General features: G+C 37.8%; 15 protein-coding genes. All 15 read right to left on the reverse strand.

Annotated features, from left to right (window positions below):
* Positions 1-167: 167 nt before the first annotated feature.
* Positions 168-2132, reverse strand: coding sequence for a polysaccharide biosynthesis protein (locus BSR11_RS09070; RefSeq protein ID WP_072670098.1), 1965 nt, complete (start codon positions 2130-2132; stop codon positions 168-170).
* 25 nt (positions 2133-2157) lie between these two features.
* A complete protein-coding gene (locus tag BSR11_RS09075) occupies positions 2158-2712 on the reverse strand; it encodes a sugar transferase (protein WP_072670099.1) in 555 nt (184 codons plus the stop codon).
* Between the two features lie 4 nt (positions 2713-2716).
* Positions 2717-3661: a UDP-glucose 4-epimerase family protein gene (locus tag BSR11_RS09080; RefSeq protein ID WP_072670100.1), complete on the reverse strand. Its 945-nt coding sequence runs from the start codon at positions 3659-3661 to the stop codon at positions 2717-2719.
* Positions 3662-3701: 40 nt separating this feature from the next.
* Positions 3702-4832, reverse strand: coding sequence for a glycosyltransferase family 4 protein (locus tag BSR11_RS09085; RefSeq protein ID WP_072670101.1), 1131 nt, complete (start codon positions 4830-4832; stop codon positions 3702-3704).
* The gene (locus BSR11_RS09090) at positions 4832-5956 is read right to left on the reverse strand and encodes a glycosyltransferase family 4 protein (RefSeq protein WP_072670102.1); all 1125 of its coding nucleotides are present in this window, start codon (positions 5954-5956) and stop codon (positions 4832-4834) included. The genes BSR11_RS09085 and BSR11_RS09090 overlap by 1 nt, the downstream gene beginning before the upstream one ends.
* Entirely contained in the window at positions 5919-7079 is a 1161-nt protein-coding gene (locus BSR11_RS09095) for a hypothetical protein (RefSeq protein WP_240004059.1), read from the reverse strand. The genes BSR11_RS09090 and BSR11_RS09095 overlap by 38 nt, the downstream gene beginning before the upstream one ends.
* 11 nt (positions 7080-7090) lie before the next feature.
* Positions 7091-8194: a glycosyltransferase gene (locus tag BSR11_RS09100; RefSeq protein WP_072670103.1), complete on the reverse strand. Its 1104-nt coding sequence runs from the start codon at positions 8192-8194 to the stop codon at positions 7091-7093.
* Positions 8187-9683: an asparagine synthetase B family protein gene (locus BSR11_RS09105; RefSeq protein ID WP_072670104.1), complete on the reverse strand. Its 1497-nt coding sequence runs from the start codon at positions 9681-9683 to the stop codon at positions 8187-8189. Before BSR11_RS09105 ends, BSR11_RS09100 begins: the two co-directional genes overlap by 8 nt.
* A gap of 119 nt (positions 9684-9802) precedes the next feature.
* Positions 9803-11065 carry a glycosyltransferase gene (locus BSR11_RS09110; protein ID WP_072670105.1) on the reverse strand — a complete coding sequence of 421 codons (1263 nt, stop codon included), beginning with the start codon at positions 11063-11065 and terminating at the stop codon, positions 9803-9805.
* A 1-nt stretch (position 11066) separates the two neighbouring features.
* Positions 11067-12479 (reverse strand): lipopolysaccharide biosynthesis protein, encoded by a 1413-nt coding sequence (locus BSR11_RS09115; RefSeq protein ID WP_240004060.1) that lies wholly within the window; start codon positions 12477-12479, stop codon positions 11067-11069.
* A 46-nt stretch (positions 12480-12525) separates the two neighbouring features.
* Complete coding sequence (gene rffA, locus BSR11_RS09120; protein ID WP_072670107.1) at positions 12526-13656, reverse strand: dTDP-4-amino-4,6-dideoxygalactose transaminase; 1131 nt, start codon at positions 13654-13656, stop codon at positions 12526-12528.
* Positions 13657-13658: 2 nt separating this feature from the next.
* The gene (locus BSR11_RS09125) at positions 13659-14540 is read right to left on the reverse strand and encodes a methionyl-tRNA formyltransferase (RefSeq protein ID WP_072670108.1); all 882 of its coding nucleotides are present in this window, start codon (positions 14538-14540) and stop codon (positions 13659-13661) included.
* A gap of 7 nt (positions 14541-14547) precedes the next feature.
* On the reverse strand, positions 14548-15432 hold the full coding sequence (rfbA, locus tag BSR11_RS09130; RefSeq protein ID WP_072670109.1) for a glucose-1-phosphate thymidylyltransferase RfbA: 885 nt from the start codon (positions 15430-15432) through the stop codon (positions 14548-14550).
* An 83-nt stretch (positions 15433-15515) separates the two neighbouring features.
* Positions 15516-16589, reverse strand: a complete 1074-nt coding sequence (gene rfbB / locus BSR11_RS09135; protein ID WP_072670110.1) for a dTDP-glucose 4,6-dehydratase — start codon at positions 16587-16589, stop codon at positions 15516-15518.
* Positions 16590-16712: 123 nt separating this feature from the next.
* Positions 16713-17708 (reverse strand): Wzz/FepE/Etk N-terminal domain-containing protein, encoded by a 996-nt coding sequence (locus tag BSR11_RS09140; RefSeq protein ID WP_072670111.1) that lies wholly within the window; start codon positions 17706-17708, stop codon positions 16713-16715.
* Positions 17709-17759: the final 51 nt, after the last annotated feature.

Raw genomic sequence — 17759 nt, forward strand, 5'->3', positions numbered from 1 at the left:
CTAGGTATTAAGGGATACTAGGCTAGGAAAAATGGGAGTGGACCTTATGTTCTTAAATCCTCTCCCTGCATTGGTGGGGATGACGAAAGATAATAGAAATAATCGAAAAAAGTAGTAATTATTGAGGGTAAAACCCATTTCATCCTACTTTATGTATGTTGATCACTTTAGGCAATCTGTGTCGTTTTCAGTGTTACAATATTCGATTGTGCTTGGTCTTTTTTTTGTTTTTCATTCCAGACCAAATCACCAATACCATCCGTGGGGTCAAAATCTGTTGGTGCGTCTAATAAAATTTGGCGAATCGCTTCATGATCAAAGTGATGGCAAGCCTTATCAAGACTGTCAAGGATAATCGCAAACTCATTTAATGGTAAGAAACGCTCATTCGCTGTCATGATCCGCTCATGTTCCGTACCTTCAACGTTATCGCCGATCAAGAGTTCTTCATAGAGCTTCTCACCTGGACGTAAACCAGTGAATTTAATTTCAATATCACCATTCGGGTTTTCAACACTTTTCACTTCTAATCCGGATAAACGAATCAAGTTTTTCGCTAAATCGACAATTTTAACTGGCTCACCCATATCCAGAACAAACACATCACCGCCTTTCCCCATTGCGCCAGCTTGAATGACTAGCTGCGCCGCCTCAGGAATAGTCATAAAATAGCGGATAATATCCGGATGAGTTACAGTGATCGGCTTACCCTCCGCAATTTGACGTTTAAATAATGGGATAACAGAGCCAGAAGAGCCCAATACATTACCAAAACGAACCATACAAAAACGCGTACCACGGGCTTTTTGCGCTTCTTGCTGAGCTAAGGCTTGCAATGCCAGCTCAGCCATTCGTTTTGTGGCACCCATTACATTAGTTGGGCGCACTGCTTTATCGGTTGAAATCAACACAAAAGATTCAACGTTGGCTTCAATTGCTGCTGTCGCGCAGTAATAAGTGCCAAAGACATTATTACGCACTCCCTCAACCACATTGTACTCAACTAAAGGAACATGCTTGTAAGCCGCAGCATGATAAACCGTTTGTACATCAAAAGCCTTCATCACCGTAGATAAGCGATTAATGCGTTGCACAGAGCCAAGTAGTGGGATTATCTCTACCGCCAACTGCTCTGTTTCTACAAACAGAGATAACTCTTTATCAATTTGATACAAAGCAAACTCTGACAGTTCAAATAAGATCAACGATTTGGGTTTTTGCATCACGATCTGACGGCAGAGCTCGGAACCTATAGAACCTCCAGCCCCTGTCACCATCACCACTTTATTGTAAATATTTGACTTCATTAAACACACATCTGGAGTAACCGGATCACGACCCAGTAAGTCTTCTATTGCGACATCTTTTAATTCATCAACGGTAGCGTGCCCCTCAACGATATCGGTAAAATCAGGTACAGTCAGAACCTCTACTGGCAAATGCAATAGCTCATCAATAATCTGTTTTCTTTGTGCTCGTGAAGTACGAGGGATAGCCAGCAAAATCTTATCAATTTGATATTTCGTAACTAATTTATCCGCTATGTGCGCAGGATAAACCGTGACCCCTTGAATAATAGTATTGGCCAGCGTCAGATCATTATCTAAAAATGCTTTAATTTGATAATGAGGTGAGTTGCGCAGTGCAATAGCAAGTTGCCGCCCCGTGCTACCTGCACCGTAAATTAACACTTGGGCGCGATCATTATTGCGGCACTGGGTTTGTACTATCATTGAACGCACCAACATTCGAGCACCACCACAAAGCAACACTAAAAATGTGAGATAAATCAGCGGAACGGTCCGAGGAATGGCAGCATTAAGATAATAAGAAAATGATGTTAACGCCAATGAGGATATCAATGCACCAGCGAAAATTACCATCAGCGCATGGAAGGTTAAAAAGCGAAGCACCGCACGATACAGCCCCAAACGAGTAAAAACCACTAACGTGACAACAACAGTACCGAGTAAAACCGACGTAGTTGAAGATGAGGGAGGTATAACGACTTCACCTAACCTTGTCCACAGCGCCGCAAAAAAAGACACTGTGATTAACAGGGTGTCAATCGCTAAGCTAATTAAACGTTTATAAGCTCTGGGTAAGGACCAAAGGTAAGCCAACTTGTCCATAAATACTGATCACTTTTATCGTAAGTTAAGATTTTTTGATAGCGTCACCCGAACCACTACCAGTTACTGTCATGATTATATACTTAAAGTAGTTTTTTATGGTTAAAGTATCAATCATTTCACGGTCTATTTGTGCCAGTAACGCTGGGGTAGACATATCGATATTTTGTACTTGTGCTAAGCCTGTAATACCGGGCAGTACGTCATACACGCCTAAAGCATCACGCTCTTTAATCAGTTCTTCTTGGTTAAAAAGATTGGGACGTGGACCCACTAAGCTCATTTCACCTTTCAGCACATTAATCAATTGTGGTAGCTCATCAATCTTAGTTTTGCGCAAAAACGCACCAAACTTAGTGATGGAACTGGTACTGGCCAAATGCGAAGCCACTGACTGGGTATCTACTGACATAGTGCGAAACTTGATCAGTTTAAATGGTTTTTTATTTCGACCAACACGCTCTTGGACAAAAATCGGCGAGCCGGTATCGAACAGACCAATGAGAGTGACGATAAGTAAAACTGGCCATAAAAAAAATAAACCGAAAAAAGCAGCTAAGAAATCTATTAGACGAATCATGACATTATTTATCCGAGTCTTTTAATGTAGCCATGGCTTGTTCCATGGTGAATGGTGGAGTCCAACCCAAAACTTGTTGGATATTTGAAGAATCCACTTCTAAATTACCAAATAACTGTTCAATCATCGCTGATTTACCGGTTACTTTACCAATTAAATGCATTAGACCAACTGGGATTGGTAGTTGAACCACTCTCTTACCTAATCCTTTAGCCATGGCATTGGTAAATTCTTTAATAGAAACCGTTTCACCATCGGAAGCTAAAAAAGTATGTCCTGCTGCATCTGGATGAGTAGCACATGTTACCAGTAAATCCGCTAGGTTTTGCACTGCAATAAAATCACGACGATTATTCGCAAGCCCAAAAGGTAAAACAGGCAGCTTTCTTACTAGCTTAGTCAGCATACCAAAGTTACCCGGTGCCTTAGGGCCATAAACTAATGTAGGCCTAACAATAACCACCTCAAGCCCTGTTTCCTCGGCAATTTTTTTTAAACCAAGTTCAGCTTCATATTTTGATTGAGCATAATGATTGTGCGGCTCAACTTTCATATTCGAGGTAAAAGGTTTATCTTTGGTTGATGTACCATTTACACCGATTGAACTGACAAAGACAAAACGATGAACACCAGCCTCAGCAGCTTGACGAGCTAGGTTTAAAGTGCCTTCGGTATTAACGACTCGAAACTGCGCTAAAGAATCAACTGTAGCATGATTTTCTACATGGGCACGTGCTGCACAGTGAACAACAACTGTGGTATTTTTGAGGGGAAGCTCAAAATCAGTTGAAGCGTTAATATCACCAACTTCAAACAATAACCCATCATCTTTATTTATAGCATGACGCACAGCAGACTTAACAATGTAATCCGACTTCAATGTCAGTGACTTTACTAGATTAGTACCAACAAATCCTGTTAAGCCTGTCAGTAAAATTGACTTAGGCATTTTGCTCTCTCTGTATATTTATATTAAAAAAATTAACGAATTAGCGCGTAAGTATATCAGCTAAAACAGGATTTATTTTATGTACATCAAAATGCTCTGTGGCAATACGATAGCTTTCATCCCCCATTCGTTGTATTTCATCAGGATGCTCAATCAAATAAAGCATTTTTTCGGCCAAGATAGCAGAATCAAATGGAGGAACGATAAAACCATTGACGCCGTCAATAACCGTTTCCCTACAACCGGGTACATCCGTCGTAATCACCGCTCGACCAATGGCCATAGCTTCTTGTGTTGAACGTGGATAACCTTCTCGATAAGAGGGTAAAACAAACACATGAGCACTAGCTATCCACTCTGACACATTAGAAACATGACCCGGATAAGTGATAATACCTTCTTCGATCACCTCATCCAACTGGGCTGAAGACAGTGCCGCTGGATTATCCGGGTCAAGTCCACCCAGCACAACAAACTCGGTATTTGGATGACTTTTCTTGACTAACCTCGCGGCTTGTAAGTACTCAAAAATACCTTTTTCAGCAAGTAGGCGCGCGATAAAAATAAAACGTATCGGCTCAAAAGTGATTATAGGTTTATAAGGATAAGCTTCTAAATCTAACCCAATCGGCCCTAAAACCTGACACTTTTCACGATTTAGCAGTGATTTTTTGGCTAAATCATCCGGATCGTCAGGATTCAGAAATAGTACCTTATCGGCAAAAGCATAACCTATAGTGCACAAGCAGCCATGCACGAGTTGCAATAGCCGTTTTTTTAGAGAGAAACCAGACTTGCTCGGCGTATGGATATACCCCAAACCTTCAAGCATAGCGATACGCCGTGGCACACCAGCTAACTTTGCAGCTAACGTCCCATAAATAGACGGTTTAACGAAAAAACTAAAAACCACATCAGGCTGAACAGCTTTAAGTTTTTTAGCCAGTGCCAGTGTGTCTTTTAAATCACGGATAGGGTTAACACCAGTTTTACTCAACGTATAATCTACAGGAATCGCCCTTAAAGCAAAAACGGCAGCTTTAGCCTCTGGTGTATAATCTAAAGCAAAGGCATAGACAGTATGACCTTGGTTTACTAGATACTGAATAAAATCACGCCTAAAGATTAAAAGGCCTGGAGAATGATTTTGAGAAACAAGTGCAATATTCATTAATTAAACCAAACCTGATGGTAACCTTCTACCATCTTCTTAATACTAAAATTATTTACAATTCGCTCGCGGCAGGCCTTTTTTCTGGCTTGCCACGCTTGCAGGTTGTCTTGTTGTTCTTCCATAGCTGCAAACATCGCTTTCGCTAAGGCTTGTGGATCTTTAGGTGGCACAACCCAGCCGGTATCACCGACAATCACTGCTGCATCACCTACATCGGTAGTAATACAAGGGGTACCACAGGCCATGGCTTCATTTAATACATTAGGAAAAGCTTCACTAACAGAAGAAAGCACGAAAAGATCAAACCCATTCATCACCGCTGTTATATCATTTCTTCTGCCGAGTAACGTGATACGTTCAGTACATATATTATCTTTTATCAACTGATTAAGTTGAGTGTTATCAGTGGTTAAATCCCCTCCCACCATTACCACTTTTAAGGCACTCTTTTCTTTAGTTAACAAACTGACAGCGTTTACCAATGTTGGATAATCTTTAAATGGGTGATACCGCCCAACATGACCAATTAAAAACTTCTCGTCCGCTAACCCAACTTCTTGGCGAAAAGCCACTCCCGAATTAAAGTCGGGCTTAAAATTATCAATATTGTAACCATTCGGTACAACGTGCCCAATCTTGGGGCTGAAACCAATCGACTCTTGCACCTGACGTGATTTTTCTGCGCAGTAAATAATTTTACGAGGAATAAAAGAAGAGATTAAGGCGTTGATTTTTGCAATTAGGATCGTAGAACGCTTAGATTCACCTTTTACCAAAGTGGTATGATGCACCCCCCAAACGATGTTTTTTACCCCAGCCAGCCTTGCAATTATCCCACCGATTAAGTCAGCATGATACATCCACGTTTGCACCACATCAGGTTTAAGCTGACGAATAAGCTTGTATAGCTTAATTAATGCTGAAAACCGTATTTTCCCGGCTGGCATATTTAAACAATAAACCTGAACACCCATATCTTCTAATAACGGTCCATATTTTCCTTTATCCATTAAAGAGATAACAATATGTTGATTTTCCTTATCGTGATGACATAGGCGATATAGGACAGCTTCTGCGCCACCGTCACTGAGCCCGGTGATAATGTGTAGTATTTTTTTCATAAATAAGGAACGTTAAAGTATATAAAAAAGTCACAACTGGAATAAAAAAGTCTCCAATAGTCCAGCCCCCTAGAGTAGCAACAATGATAAATATTATTTTTGTAATGGCGTCTAACGATGTGTTGAACAACAAGTAAAAAAAGTAACCTAAAAATACAAATAGAAGCAAGATCCCACTTTGTGCTGCTATTGATGTGAATGCAGAATCACTTATCCAACTGGTGTTTTTTAATCCCCAAAATAGACTTCCTGGCAACTCTGATAATAATCTATCAAAGACTGCCCCTGTAGTATTACTTCTTCCAGTAAATGAATCATCTGCTTTTATAGTAAATGCACGATTAACGATTCTTCCAATACTTGAATTTAGCATCCAAATTAATGTTGACATAAAGAAAGGAGCCATAAAAAATAAGGATAGGCATGTTTTCTTTGATAATCTCAACCGCCAAAAACTCCAATATTTTGTTAGTGACACGAATAACAATAAAACAAAAAGAACCGTTCCTGTCCGTGAACCTGTTAAAATTATGTAAATAAAAGTAACAAGCAAAAACGGGATGTTTTTTCTGACTAAGGAAAAGTAAAAAGCAAAAAAAATACCAACAGCTGAAGAGCTCAAAGATGATCCCCATAAAACTCTTGTTCTTAGCACATCAAATCTTCTATCTCCATAGTTTTCAATAAAATCAGAATAATAACTAAAAGACAGTATATTCAACTTTGTTAAAATTTCAAACAAAGAGAAAAGAATAAGGAAAATAATGATAAACTTCAACAAAACATCAAAAACTGTTTTTACCTCTTCATTATCCATACTTCTGTAAAGTATTGTATATGAAAAATAAGATAAAACTGGAAACAAAAGCAACCCATTAACACGTTCGCCATTAATTAAGAAAATTAATAGCAATAAAAAAACAGATAGCGAATAAATTATAATATGCCATTTCAACTTGGGTTTAATAAAAAGCACAAAGAAAAAAAGAGAGAAAACAAAAACCAAGGGGAAATAAAAAACCCTGGACATGTATGGAAAAAATTCAGTACACGATAAAAATAATACGAAAAGTAAAATAAGATAGCGATTTAAGTAGCTTTTATTACTGCTGATGTTTTTCATCATAAAAACCATTAAAGCCCAATAATTAGCTTATGATATTCCCCTATGATATTTTTACCAAAATAATCATAAGCAAACATATGAACTGATTTATTCTCCGATAGATTTACTAGTGCATTTCGACATGTTTTCTGTAAATCCTCCACTGACAAATAATCAGCCAAATACCCATTCACTCCCTCTTGAATAATTTCTCTCGGTCCACTTGGGCAATCAAATGCAATTACAGGTGTACCTAAGGTGATCGATTCTATCAATACGTTTGGAAAACCTTCATAGAGTGAAGTGAGTAATGTGACTTTTGCATAAAGATAATAAGGGATCATATCAGCTTGAAAGCCTTCAAAATCAACCCTATCGGTAACACCAAAATCTATCGCACATTGCTTTAGTGACTGCTCTAAACTTCCTTGACCGACAATTTTTAGTCGTAGATTGGGAAAATCATTGGCAATGCCGGCAAAGCTCTCGATGGCATAATGAAAGGCTTTTTGTTTTTCTAACCTTCCGACACAAAGCAAATAATCTTTTTTTTCCACTTGGGTTAAATCGTGCGCTTTTGCGTAATCCTCAACATGTTTTGCGACTGGATTATAAATCACGCTAGTTTTATCTGCCAAATGTGGAAATACCGAGATTAAGTCATCGCGCATTGCTTGGCATTGGTTGATTATATGGTCACATTTATTATAAAAATAATTAATCAAAGGTGTAACAATATAACGCCGCCATATTCCTTGTAGCTGAGTTGTGTTTTTTGAAAAGGTATTAATATTTCTAGCAATAATTTTAGTTTTAAAACGAAATAGGCTACGCAACATAACCGCTAACACAGCCAACTCGTAATTAAATACCAGCATTTTTTCTGGTTTATGCTGACGGATATAGCGTAATAATGGCAACGGTGCATGGCGAGCATGGTTAATCCCCAGCACGACTAAGTTTACTTTTGGGCTAACACGCTCTAAGTAAGCTACATTATTGGTGTGTAAAACAAGCAAATTAACTTGCCAGCCATGATCAGCCAAACCATTAGCGACGTTAACACAAACACCTTCAGCACCACCACCAGCAAGAGAACTGATAAGTAGGGTTATTCTTTTTGATTCAAACATTGATATATTTATTCTTATTATACCACGCGGATAATAGATAAATCCTATATATAAGACTACCCGAAAAATCTGCGTATTTATGGTTAGTTTGCATTTTATTTTTCAAACGTTCACAGACAAGAAATACATTTTCATTATCCCATAATTTACATGATCCTATTTCCTCCATCATCCATCGCCAATTATTCAGGACTACATTTGAAGAATCATAAGTCCACCCCATCTTTCCAATTTCATCTGAATCTAATTGCAATCGTTCTTTAAGTATTTTCCTTAAAATAAGTTTGTTTTTCAGGCGTTCTCGGTCAAATAAATATTCTTCTGGCATATTAGAAAAATAACTTGCGATTTTTTCACTTGCAAATGGCAAGATTAACGATGAATTATTTACATCAACAAAATTATGCAACTTTCTAATCATCCTTTCAGTAATAGCCCTGGTAGAATATATATCTGATTTATAGTCAAAAATATCCCAATGCTTCCTTATCTTGGATTCATGAGACCAGTATGAATAAACTGAAGTAGACGAACTAAATATTTTCTTACTATCTTTAAATGAAAAACCTGACATACCAAACCATTCTGAGGGAGTTCGAATAACAGCATTTAGTTTATTCTCAGAATTAATCATAGATCTCAAAATATAGGCTTTCGAAGTCCATTTCGAAGTTGGTATAACAGATCTCTGTTTTTTATCAGGTGGCGACATCATATGGCTATCATTTCCATCACCAAAAATTATATTAGCATGCTTTAATGATGGTACTTGATAAGTGTATAAAGGGTATGCCAGCGTTACAGCATCAGTACACGGAAAAGGGGCATTAATAAAATATTCATCTATTGATAATTTATGCTCATGTTTTAATTGATCTACTTCATTCAAGATATGATGCCGAAAGCCTAGTTTTTTGGCTACTCTTGCACTAATTTCACTTTCATCGGAGTAGCCTTTTGACTTTTGGGTAATTAAAGTAACCTTATTTTGCCAACCCGCTTCTGCTAAAGCTAACGCAATACTGTTGCTGTCTTTCCCTGCGCTGTGAAACAAAAAGCTCGGCTTGGATTCATCAATACGGCTAATGGTCGCTTCGGCTAGCATTTGTAGGATTAAATCTTCATCTGGTTGCATCTCATCGGCTTTAAGTCGATTAGCATTCATAAAGGGAAATTGATGACTAAATTTGACTTCAATCTTCCCATTAATAGATGAGACTTTTGCAATATCACCGATACCTATAATATAAATATCTTCATAAATAGTTTTCGGTGGTGGAACTACGCCACTTTGCAATAAAAATGATAGCCCCTCATTATTGACTTTTAATGGTTTAACTATTAAATCATTATTTAACAACTCGGTTATAGAATCTGAGTAAATAAAGCTCAATTTATCTTTCGACCAGTATAGGTATAGTGGAGACTCACCAGCCAGATCCGACTTAAGATTTAAATCTAGGTCTCCAATCGCATAATTATTAATCATACATAAAGTACTCTATTATTTTTCCGTCATACAGAAATAATATCTCTATCCGTTATTTTATAGTTTCACAACCTAGAACTTGATTTATAAAACTCATAAAAAACATATTTTTATTATCGTTAAATATTCCTAAAATCTTCGAATTGAGTTCGTCTAGGGTGCTTGCTGTTGAACTTCATATTTAATCTATCAAATACTCTAGAGAGTTCATAAATCCATTGATTAAATTGAAATTTTTTTTCTGGCATTTCAATGTTTTTTAAATTATCCATTAACTGTTGACAGCTTTCATTTGTAAATTCATCAATACAATCAAGATGCTTTTCTTTTAAGCGTTTTCTGTCAACATTGGACATGCGGATGTATTCACATATGATATCTTCAACATTAAAAAGCGGTAGCTCTAATCCTTTCAAGTTATACTCATGCTGGTATATATCACAAAAATACCCATATGTTTTTGGTTCTATCATATTCTCTACACCAGTAATACACGGTACTCCTAATGATGAGGCTTGAATAATTGCCGTACCACTACCAATAAATAAATCATAGTGCGATACAGTTGAGTCAAAACTTGAATAGTCTAAGGTTCCTTTTAAAAAAAAGTTGTCTTGCAAGTTGAATTTATTTATTTTTTCTTGAATTTCCTGCTTTAAAGGACCGTCTCCATAGACATCAAACTTAACATCAATTCCTCTCTCAATTAGATTTTTGATAACATTTACCATATAAAAATTATAGGTTTTAAATTCAACCAATCGTCCAATAGCTACAATTTTCAGTGGCACTATTAAATTACCTATAAGCGTTACCTCCTTTTTGTCGATAACACCCAGCCTAAATGTATTAGATCTATCAAATGATTTTTTTTTATGCTTTCTGTAGAGATTACGGTTACCTTCAGAGAAGAAAAGTAACGACTCATCGGGTAGATAGTTAAATATAAAACTTCTATTTACTTTTTCATGCCAAGCAACTTTATCACCACCCCATAAATACTTTATGTAATGATAAAAACCAATAGTAATGGGAATATTTCTATTAAGTTCTTTAGAGATCTTATAGCCGAGTAATGCATGCATTCCGTCAAATACATGTATTTGCTCAATTCTTTTCAGCCTATCTAAGATTATTTTTTGTTTTAATGGTAAAAGAAGTGGGAACCTACGACAAAATAATGAAGGACCATAGAAAACATCCTCAGGGAAAATCACATTTGCGTATTTTTTTATTTCTGAAATCAACTCATCATTACTCTGCTCTGCTTTAGACAATAATAAAATGGAAGTGGGTAAGTTTTTTTTAAACCGCTCTTTTGCCATTCTTACGAAAAAAGTTTCAATACCACCGACTGGTAATGCACCATAAATGAATAACATATTATAAACCTTTGATAACTTTTTTTATTTCGAATGAGACTAGTTTTAACCTATTACCATAACAAATTAATGTTAATAAAAACAATAAAATCCAAGCAACCATTAAATGTTTAAAGTGAGACTTATCGATAACCATAAAAATAGTCAATATTATATAGCAAATAATAATTAAATATATTTTAACTCTAGGGAAACGCCACCAAAGCCTTGTAGTTGCTTCTGTCCTTACAACAAAATAAGTAAAAAATGCCAGTAGTGTCGAAATTGCGGCACCAGATGCCCCAAAATCAGGTATTAAGATATAATTTAATATTGCATTAACTACAAATGCTGATATTGATGCAAGCATAGAAAAAGAAGAACGGCGAGTTATACCAATACCAACACCTGTCGTTTCTGATAACATAATAAAGAGTGGCATCGCAATACAAGCGACGATTAAATATTCAATAGTCGAATATTCTGGTGGTAAAAAATAAACCAAAACAAAAGAGAACATTCCAACTAGAGACCAGATTAAACACACAGTAAGTAACATACATTCAATGACGTTTAACACCTTGGCTTTATCAACGCCGTTTTTTACCCACTTATAGAGAACTGGATGCCAAAGATTTGAAAATACTGTTGATATAACTGATACTGCTCCAGCAAGTGATACTGATAGAGCATAGACTCCTAGCTCCTCAAAACCAGAAAAACTACGTAAAAAGAACCTGTCCATAGTTGTCAACCCCCAGTAAGCAATACCGCCAGCAACAAGTGGTAAGCTAAAGGTTAGCATTCGATATAAGAGTTCACGATCAAGAGGTTTTAGTATAGCGGGTAACCACGTTGATCTTGTCCACCATGCAAAAATACCGGCCGAACTTCCGACGGCAAGTATATTCATTAGCATCAGTGTTTGAAATTCAGCGCGTAAATTAAGTAAAAATATAAAGCCAATAAAAATAAGTAACAATAGTTTAGGGAGAATTTGGGTTGCTGAAAAAACTAAGCCCCGCTCTTCCATACGTACAACATGAGCGAAAAAGTTAATAAAGTAGCTGCAATATATGCCAAGAATTAGTAACCAAGTCAGTAAAGTTGAATCAACATCAAATAACAATTTAGAAATTGACCATGGTGAAAGCAGTATGGTTAATAAGAATAGAGTTAAAACAACTAAACCAGGTAAAGCTGCATGTTTAAATAATGCAGCTTTATCATCCTCTTCATGATACTCACGTACATAAGCTTGATGCATGGCTAGGCTAAATAATGACACGCTTAAACCCAACGTTACTTGTAGCATGGTTAAACGGCCAACATCCTCAACACTAAAAAACCACGCTATAAAAGGTAACGTGATTAAGCTTAATGCGGCAGATCCGATAGGACCTACCGAAAACTGCATAATTTTTTTAATATTCAAAATATTAAACTCTTTATATACCCTTGATTAATAAAACCGCTCATATTTAAAGAGTTTGAACAAAGTTTGAAATTATACTAGAAACATAATCAACCTGTTGATCAGTCAACTCATAAAACAACGGTAGCCTAACCAGGGAGTCTGTAAATCGGTCAGAGTTTGGCAAATTACTTCCACTATATTTAGTTTGATAATATTCACTTTGATGTAATGACAAATAGTGGAAAACAGCATGTATGCCATTATCTTTCAAAAATTGAATTAATGCGCTACGTTGCTCAAGGCTTTCACACACCAAATAAAACATATGTGCATTATTGGTAGAATAATCTGCAACTGACGGTAACTCAATACCTGAACCAGTTAACACTTGGCTTAATCTGTCATAATATCGCTGCCAAATCGCTTTACGTCTTGCTTGAATATCATCAATATTCTCAAGCTGAGCATAAAGATACGCGGCAATAATATCGGATGGTAAAAATGATGAGCCGATATCTACCCAACCATATTTGGCTACTTCACCACGGAAGAAAGATGAACGGTTAGTACCTTTTTCACGGATTATCTCAGCACGCTGAATATATTTTTCATCATTAATAGCGAGAAGACCACCTTCCCCTGCAATGATGTTTTTAGTTTCGTGGAAAGAAAATGTACCAAAGGTGCCAATGCTACCAAGGGGACGACCTTTGTAATAACTATCAATCGCTTGCGCAGCATCTTCTACTACTGGTATGTTGTATTGCTTAGCTAAAACCATAATGGAGTCCATATCACAAGCAACACCGGCATAATGAACAACAACAATGGCTTTTGTTTTGGGCGTAATCAGCTTCTCGATATGCTGAGGATCAATGTTAGGATGATCGGCATAGCTATCAGCAAAAACTATTTTTGCACCGCGCAAGGTAAAGGCATTTACGGTAGAAACAAAAGTGTAAGATGGCGCAATTACCTCATCATCAGGCTGAATATCTAGTAAAATAGCAGCCATTTCTAAGGCATCAGTACACGATGTAGTCATTAATACTTTTTTGAAATGATAACGTTGCTCAAAAAATGCATGACATTTTTTGGTAAACTCTCCGTCCCCAGATATTTTTCCTGTAGCGACAGATTGTGCAATATTAACTAACTCTTTACCATGCAGGTATGGCTTATTGAAGGGAATCATATTTATTTAAACCTTGTTCTCATTTTGGTAATTGTTATTTTTTTTCCATGGTTATTTTCAATTTCATCCAATCTTAGAAGGCCTTTTCCGCAGACAACCACAGGATTCCCATCAGCAAAGAAAATTATTTTTCCGGGTATTCTATTTTCTATAAGAACATCATTTAACAGTGTGCTTTTTTTAATTCTAACCAACTCATTATTTACAGTGGTTGATGCACCTAGGTATGGGTAGCCTAAACTATTAATTTTTAATTGTATTCCTTCTGCGGTTGATGACCAATCAATTAAATAATCTTCTTCATCTCTCCATAAACTATAAGTAGCGTTATTATCATCCTGGGGAACACCATTTAATTTATTTTCAACAAATAATTCATAAATTATTTTTGCGACATCATAATAAGCATCACTAACCTTATTAATCGCATCTTCAATTAAAATTGGATATGATATGGGAATTTTAACTTGATATAGTATATTACCACAATCATAGCTTTCAGCAGCAGTTAAGGCTGTAAGACCTATATAATCATCTTGATTTAATAATGCTGTAACTAACGGATTAAATCCTCTATATTTAGGTAATAATGAATCATGGAAAACAATTAATGAATTAGATGGTATATTATAAATCATTTTCTGCCAGCCTGCTGCTATCGCAAGTCCAAAATCCAGATCATGATCTAGTGATTCATATGTGTATTGAATGTTGTTTTTTTTACAATACGATACAATCTCTTCTGAATAATCATTTAATATTTTTGTATCTTTACCAACAACAACTATAACATTTCCTGTTTTTTCTCTAATTCCGTGTACCGTTTTTAAACCTTTAAGCCCAGTTGCAAAAACTTTAATTACGCTTGAATTTTCCATATACATATTATTTCTATTCTACATTATTTTTTATTAATGATTGTAAATACTTCCCATACCCATTGTTAGCCATTAACTCTGCACGTTTTACCATTTGAAGAGTGGATAACCATTGTTGGCTGTAGGCTATTTCTTCTAAACAAGCGACTTTATAACCTTGGCGTTTCTCTATCGTTTCTACAAACTGTGCGGCCTCTAACAGGCTTTCATGAGTACCAGTGTCCAGCCAAGCATAACCACGACCAAGTAGTTCAACATTAAGTTGATTACGTTTTAAGTACATCTCATTAAGACAAGTAATTTCTAGCTCACCACGCGCTGAAGGCTGCACCTCTTTGGCAAGTTTTACTACTTGATTATCGTAAAAATACAGCCCAGTAACAGCAAAATTACTTTTCGGTTGGCTTGGTTTTTCTTCAATTGAAATAGCGCGTTTATTATCATCAAATTCGACCACGCCAAAACGTTCAGGGTCTTTAACTTGATAGCCAAACACCGTTGCCCCTTGGCCCTTATTAGCATTAATAACTGCTTGTTGCAACTTAGGTCGAAAGCCTTGCCCCCAAAAAATATTATCGCCCAACACTAAACATACCGAGGAATCGCCAATAAACTCTTCACCAATAATAAAGGCTTGGGCAAGGCCATCGGGTGATTCCTGCACTGCGTATTCAAGGGCAATACCAAACTGGCTGCCATCTCCCAATAAACGTTGAAAACTGGCTTGATCTTCTGGGGTGGTGATGAGCAAAATCTCACGAATGCCCGCCAGCATCAATACCGACAGTGGGTAGTAGATCATCGGTTTGTCGTAAACCGGTAGCAGCTGTTTAGAGACTCCCATTGTTATGGGATAAAGGCGAGTGCCGGAGCCGCCGGCAAGAATAATACCTTTCATAAAAAATAGGTCCTAGGTTTCTAGGTTCTAGGTCCTAGGGAAAAGCTAGGGCATAGAACCAGAGATTTGAAAAAACTTGAAAGCTAATTTACGCCTAATCGTTCACGTTGGTAACTACCATCTTGCACGCTTTGGCACCATTGTTGATTATCTAGATACCATTGCACGGTTTTTAGTAGTCCGGTTTCAAACGTTTCGAGCGGTGTCCAACCGAGTTCTTTTTGCATTTTACTTGAGTCAATCGAATAGCGTCTATCGTGCCCTGGGCGATCTTGCACGTAAGTGATTTGCTCAGCATAAGATGTCATTTTCGGCACTAAAGCGTCTAAAATGGCACAAATTGCTTCTACTACTTCAACGTTTTTCTTTTCATTGTGGCCGCCAATATTGTAGGTCTCACCGACTTTACCTTCCGTTACAACTTTATATAACGCACGGGCATGGTCTTCGACATATAGCCAGTCACGAATTTGATCGCCTTTACCATAAATTGGAAGGTCTTTACCCTCTAGCGCGTTCAGAATCACCAAGGGGATCAGTTTTTCAGGGAAATGGTATGGACCATAGTTGTTAGAGCAATTGGTTACAATCGTTGGCAAGCCATAAGTACGTAGCCATGCACGAACTAAATGATCGCTCGATGCTTTAGATGCGGAGTAAGGACTTGATGGAGCATATGGTGTCGTTTCTAAGAACAGAGGAAGCTTAGAACCATCGGCGACTTCATCTGGATGTGGTAAATCGCCATATACTTCATCGGTAGAGATATGATGAAAACGAAATACGGCTTTGCGCTTATCCTCTAAGGTATTCCAGTAGCTACGAGTGGCCTCTAATAGTGTATAAGTACCTACAATATTGGTTTCAATAAACGCGGCTGGGCCATCGATAGAGCGATCAACATGGGACTCAGCAGCAAGGTGCATGACTGCATCCGGTTGATGCAAAGCAAAAACGCGATCCAATTCAGTGCGGTTACAAATGTCCACTTGCTCAAAGGCATAGCGTTCACTATCTGTAACCAACGCTAACGATTCTAAATTACCTGCGTAAGTCAGCTTATCCAGGTTGACCACGCTATCTTGAGTATTTTGAATAATATGGCGAATAACGGCAGAGCCAATAAAACCAGCGCCACCGGTGACAAGAATTTTCATTATTAATCCTATAAGACTAAGAGCGGGCTGCGCCCTACTAGAGCGTCGCTGCGCGACTGCGAGCAACTAGATTCTATAAAAGCGTAAAGGCAGTTATAGATTCTAGCAGGCCGTTAGGCCGCTCTAGCTGCTCGATTCAACTTCTTCTTCCCTTCTAAACGCAAAACGCACCAAAACCATCGCCACGCCAAGCATACCGCCGAGTAAGGTGCCTAGCACAACGATTAGTGCTCGTTTCGGTTTGTCTTTTAGCTCTGGCACTACAGCTGGGTCAACGACTTTAAATACAAACTCATCTTGCACTTCAGCCAGCATCAGGCTTTTGGTTTGTTCTTCTATTAGTTTATAAAAGGTGGCTTGCATATCCGCTACAGAGGTTCTTTGTAGCTGTTCTTGCAAGTAATTGAGGTTTTGAGTGGTTTCGGCAATCGTGCGCTCACGCATCACTTGATTAATTTCTGCCACTAACCATGTAGCCCACTGTTGAGCAATAAAAGGGGAGTAGTGTGAAACACTAACGGTATATAAACCGCTGGTTTTATCGGTAGAGACGGTGAGTATATTATTAATAAACGTTTCATGCGCTTCTTGAGCGGTCGGTTTTGCACCACGTAGCCCTTTCGGTTCACGCAACCATGTTTGGGTTTGCTCATCGTATACCGTATCGTCAATAATCAATTGATTGGTGGTTAAATCCCACCCTTTAGCCGCCATTAGCGGGACCAAAATATCGTACTTTTCAATAAAATGTTCAATAAAACGGCGAGACTTAATCACTTGAGCAGCAAGCTCGGTTTGACTGCTTTCACCACTACCAAGGTTTACCCCCGCTAAAGCAGCTAAGCCCCCAAGTTGCCCAGCCATTTTTGCTAAACCACCACCGCCACTGCTTTCAGCAGGAGCTAATAGTGTATCGGCTTTATAAATATTTGGCTGACTAAGCGCAAATAAGACCGAGCCAACAGCAAATACAAAAGTAGTGCCGATGATGATCCATTTGCCTTTCCAGAGGGCGATGAAGAGTTCGCGTAAGTCGATTTCGTCTTCGTGCCGCGGCAGCGGCGCGAATTGCGCGTCTGATTGGTATGGCGGATTGTTTTGGGTTATTTGTGTGTTCATAGGTTCTTCAGGTTTAGGGTCTAGTGAAGAAAGAGCGGGCTTCGCCCTGCT

This window comes from Vibrio injensis (assembly GCF_001895205.1).
Taxonomy (GTDB): Bacteria; Pseudomonadota; Gammaproteobacteria; order Enterobacterales; family Vibrionaceae; genus Vibrio; species Vibrio injensis.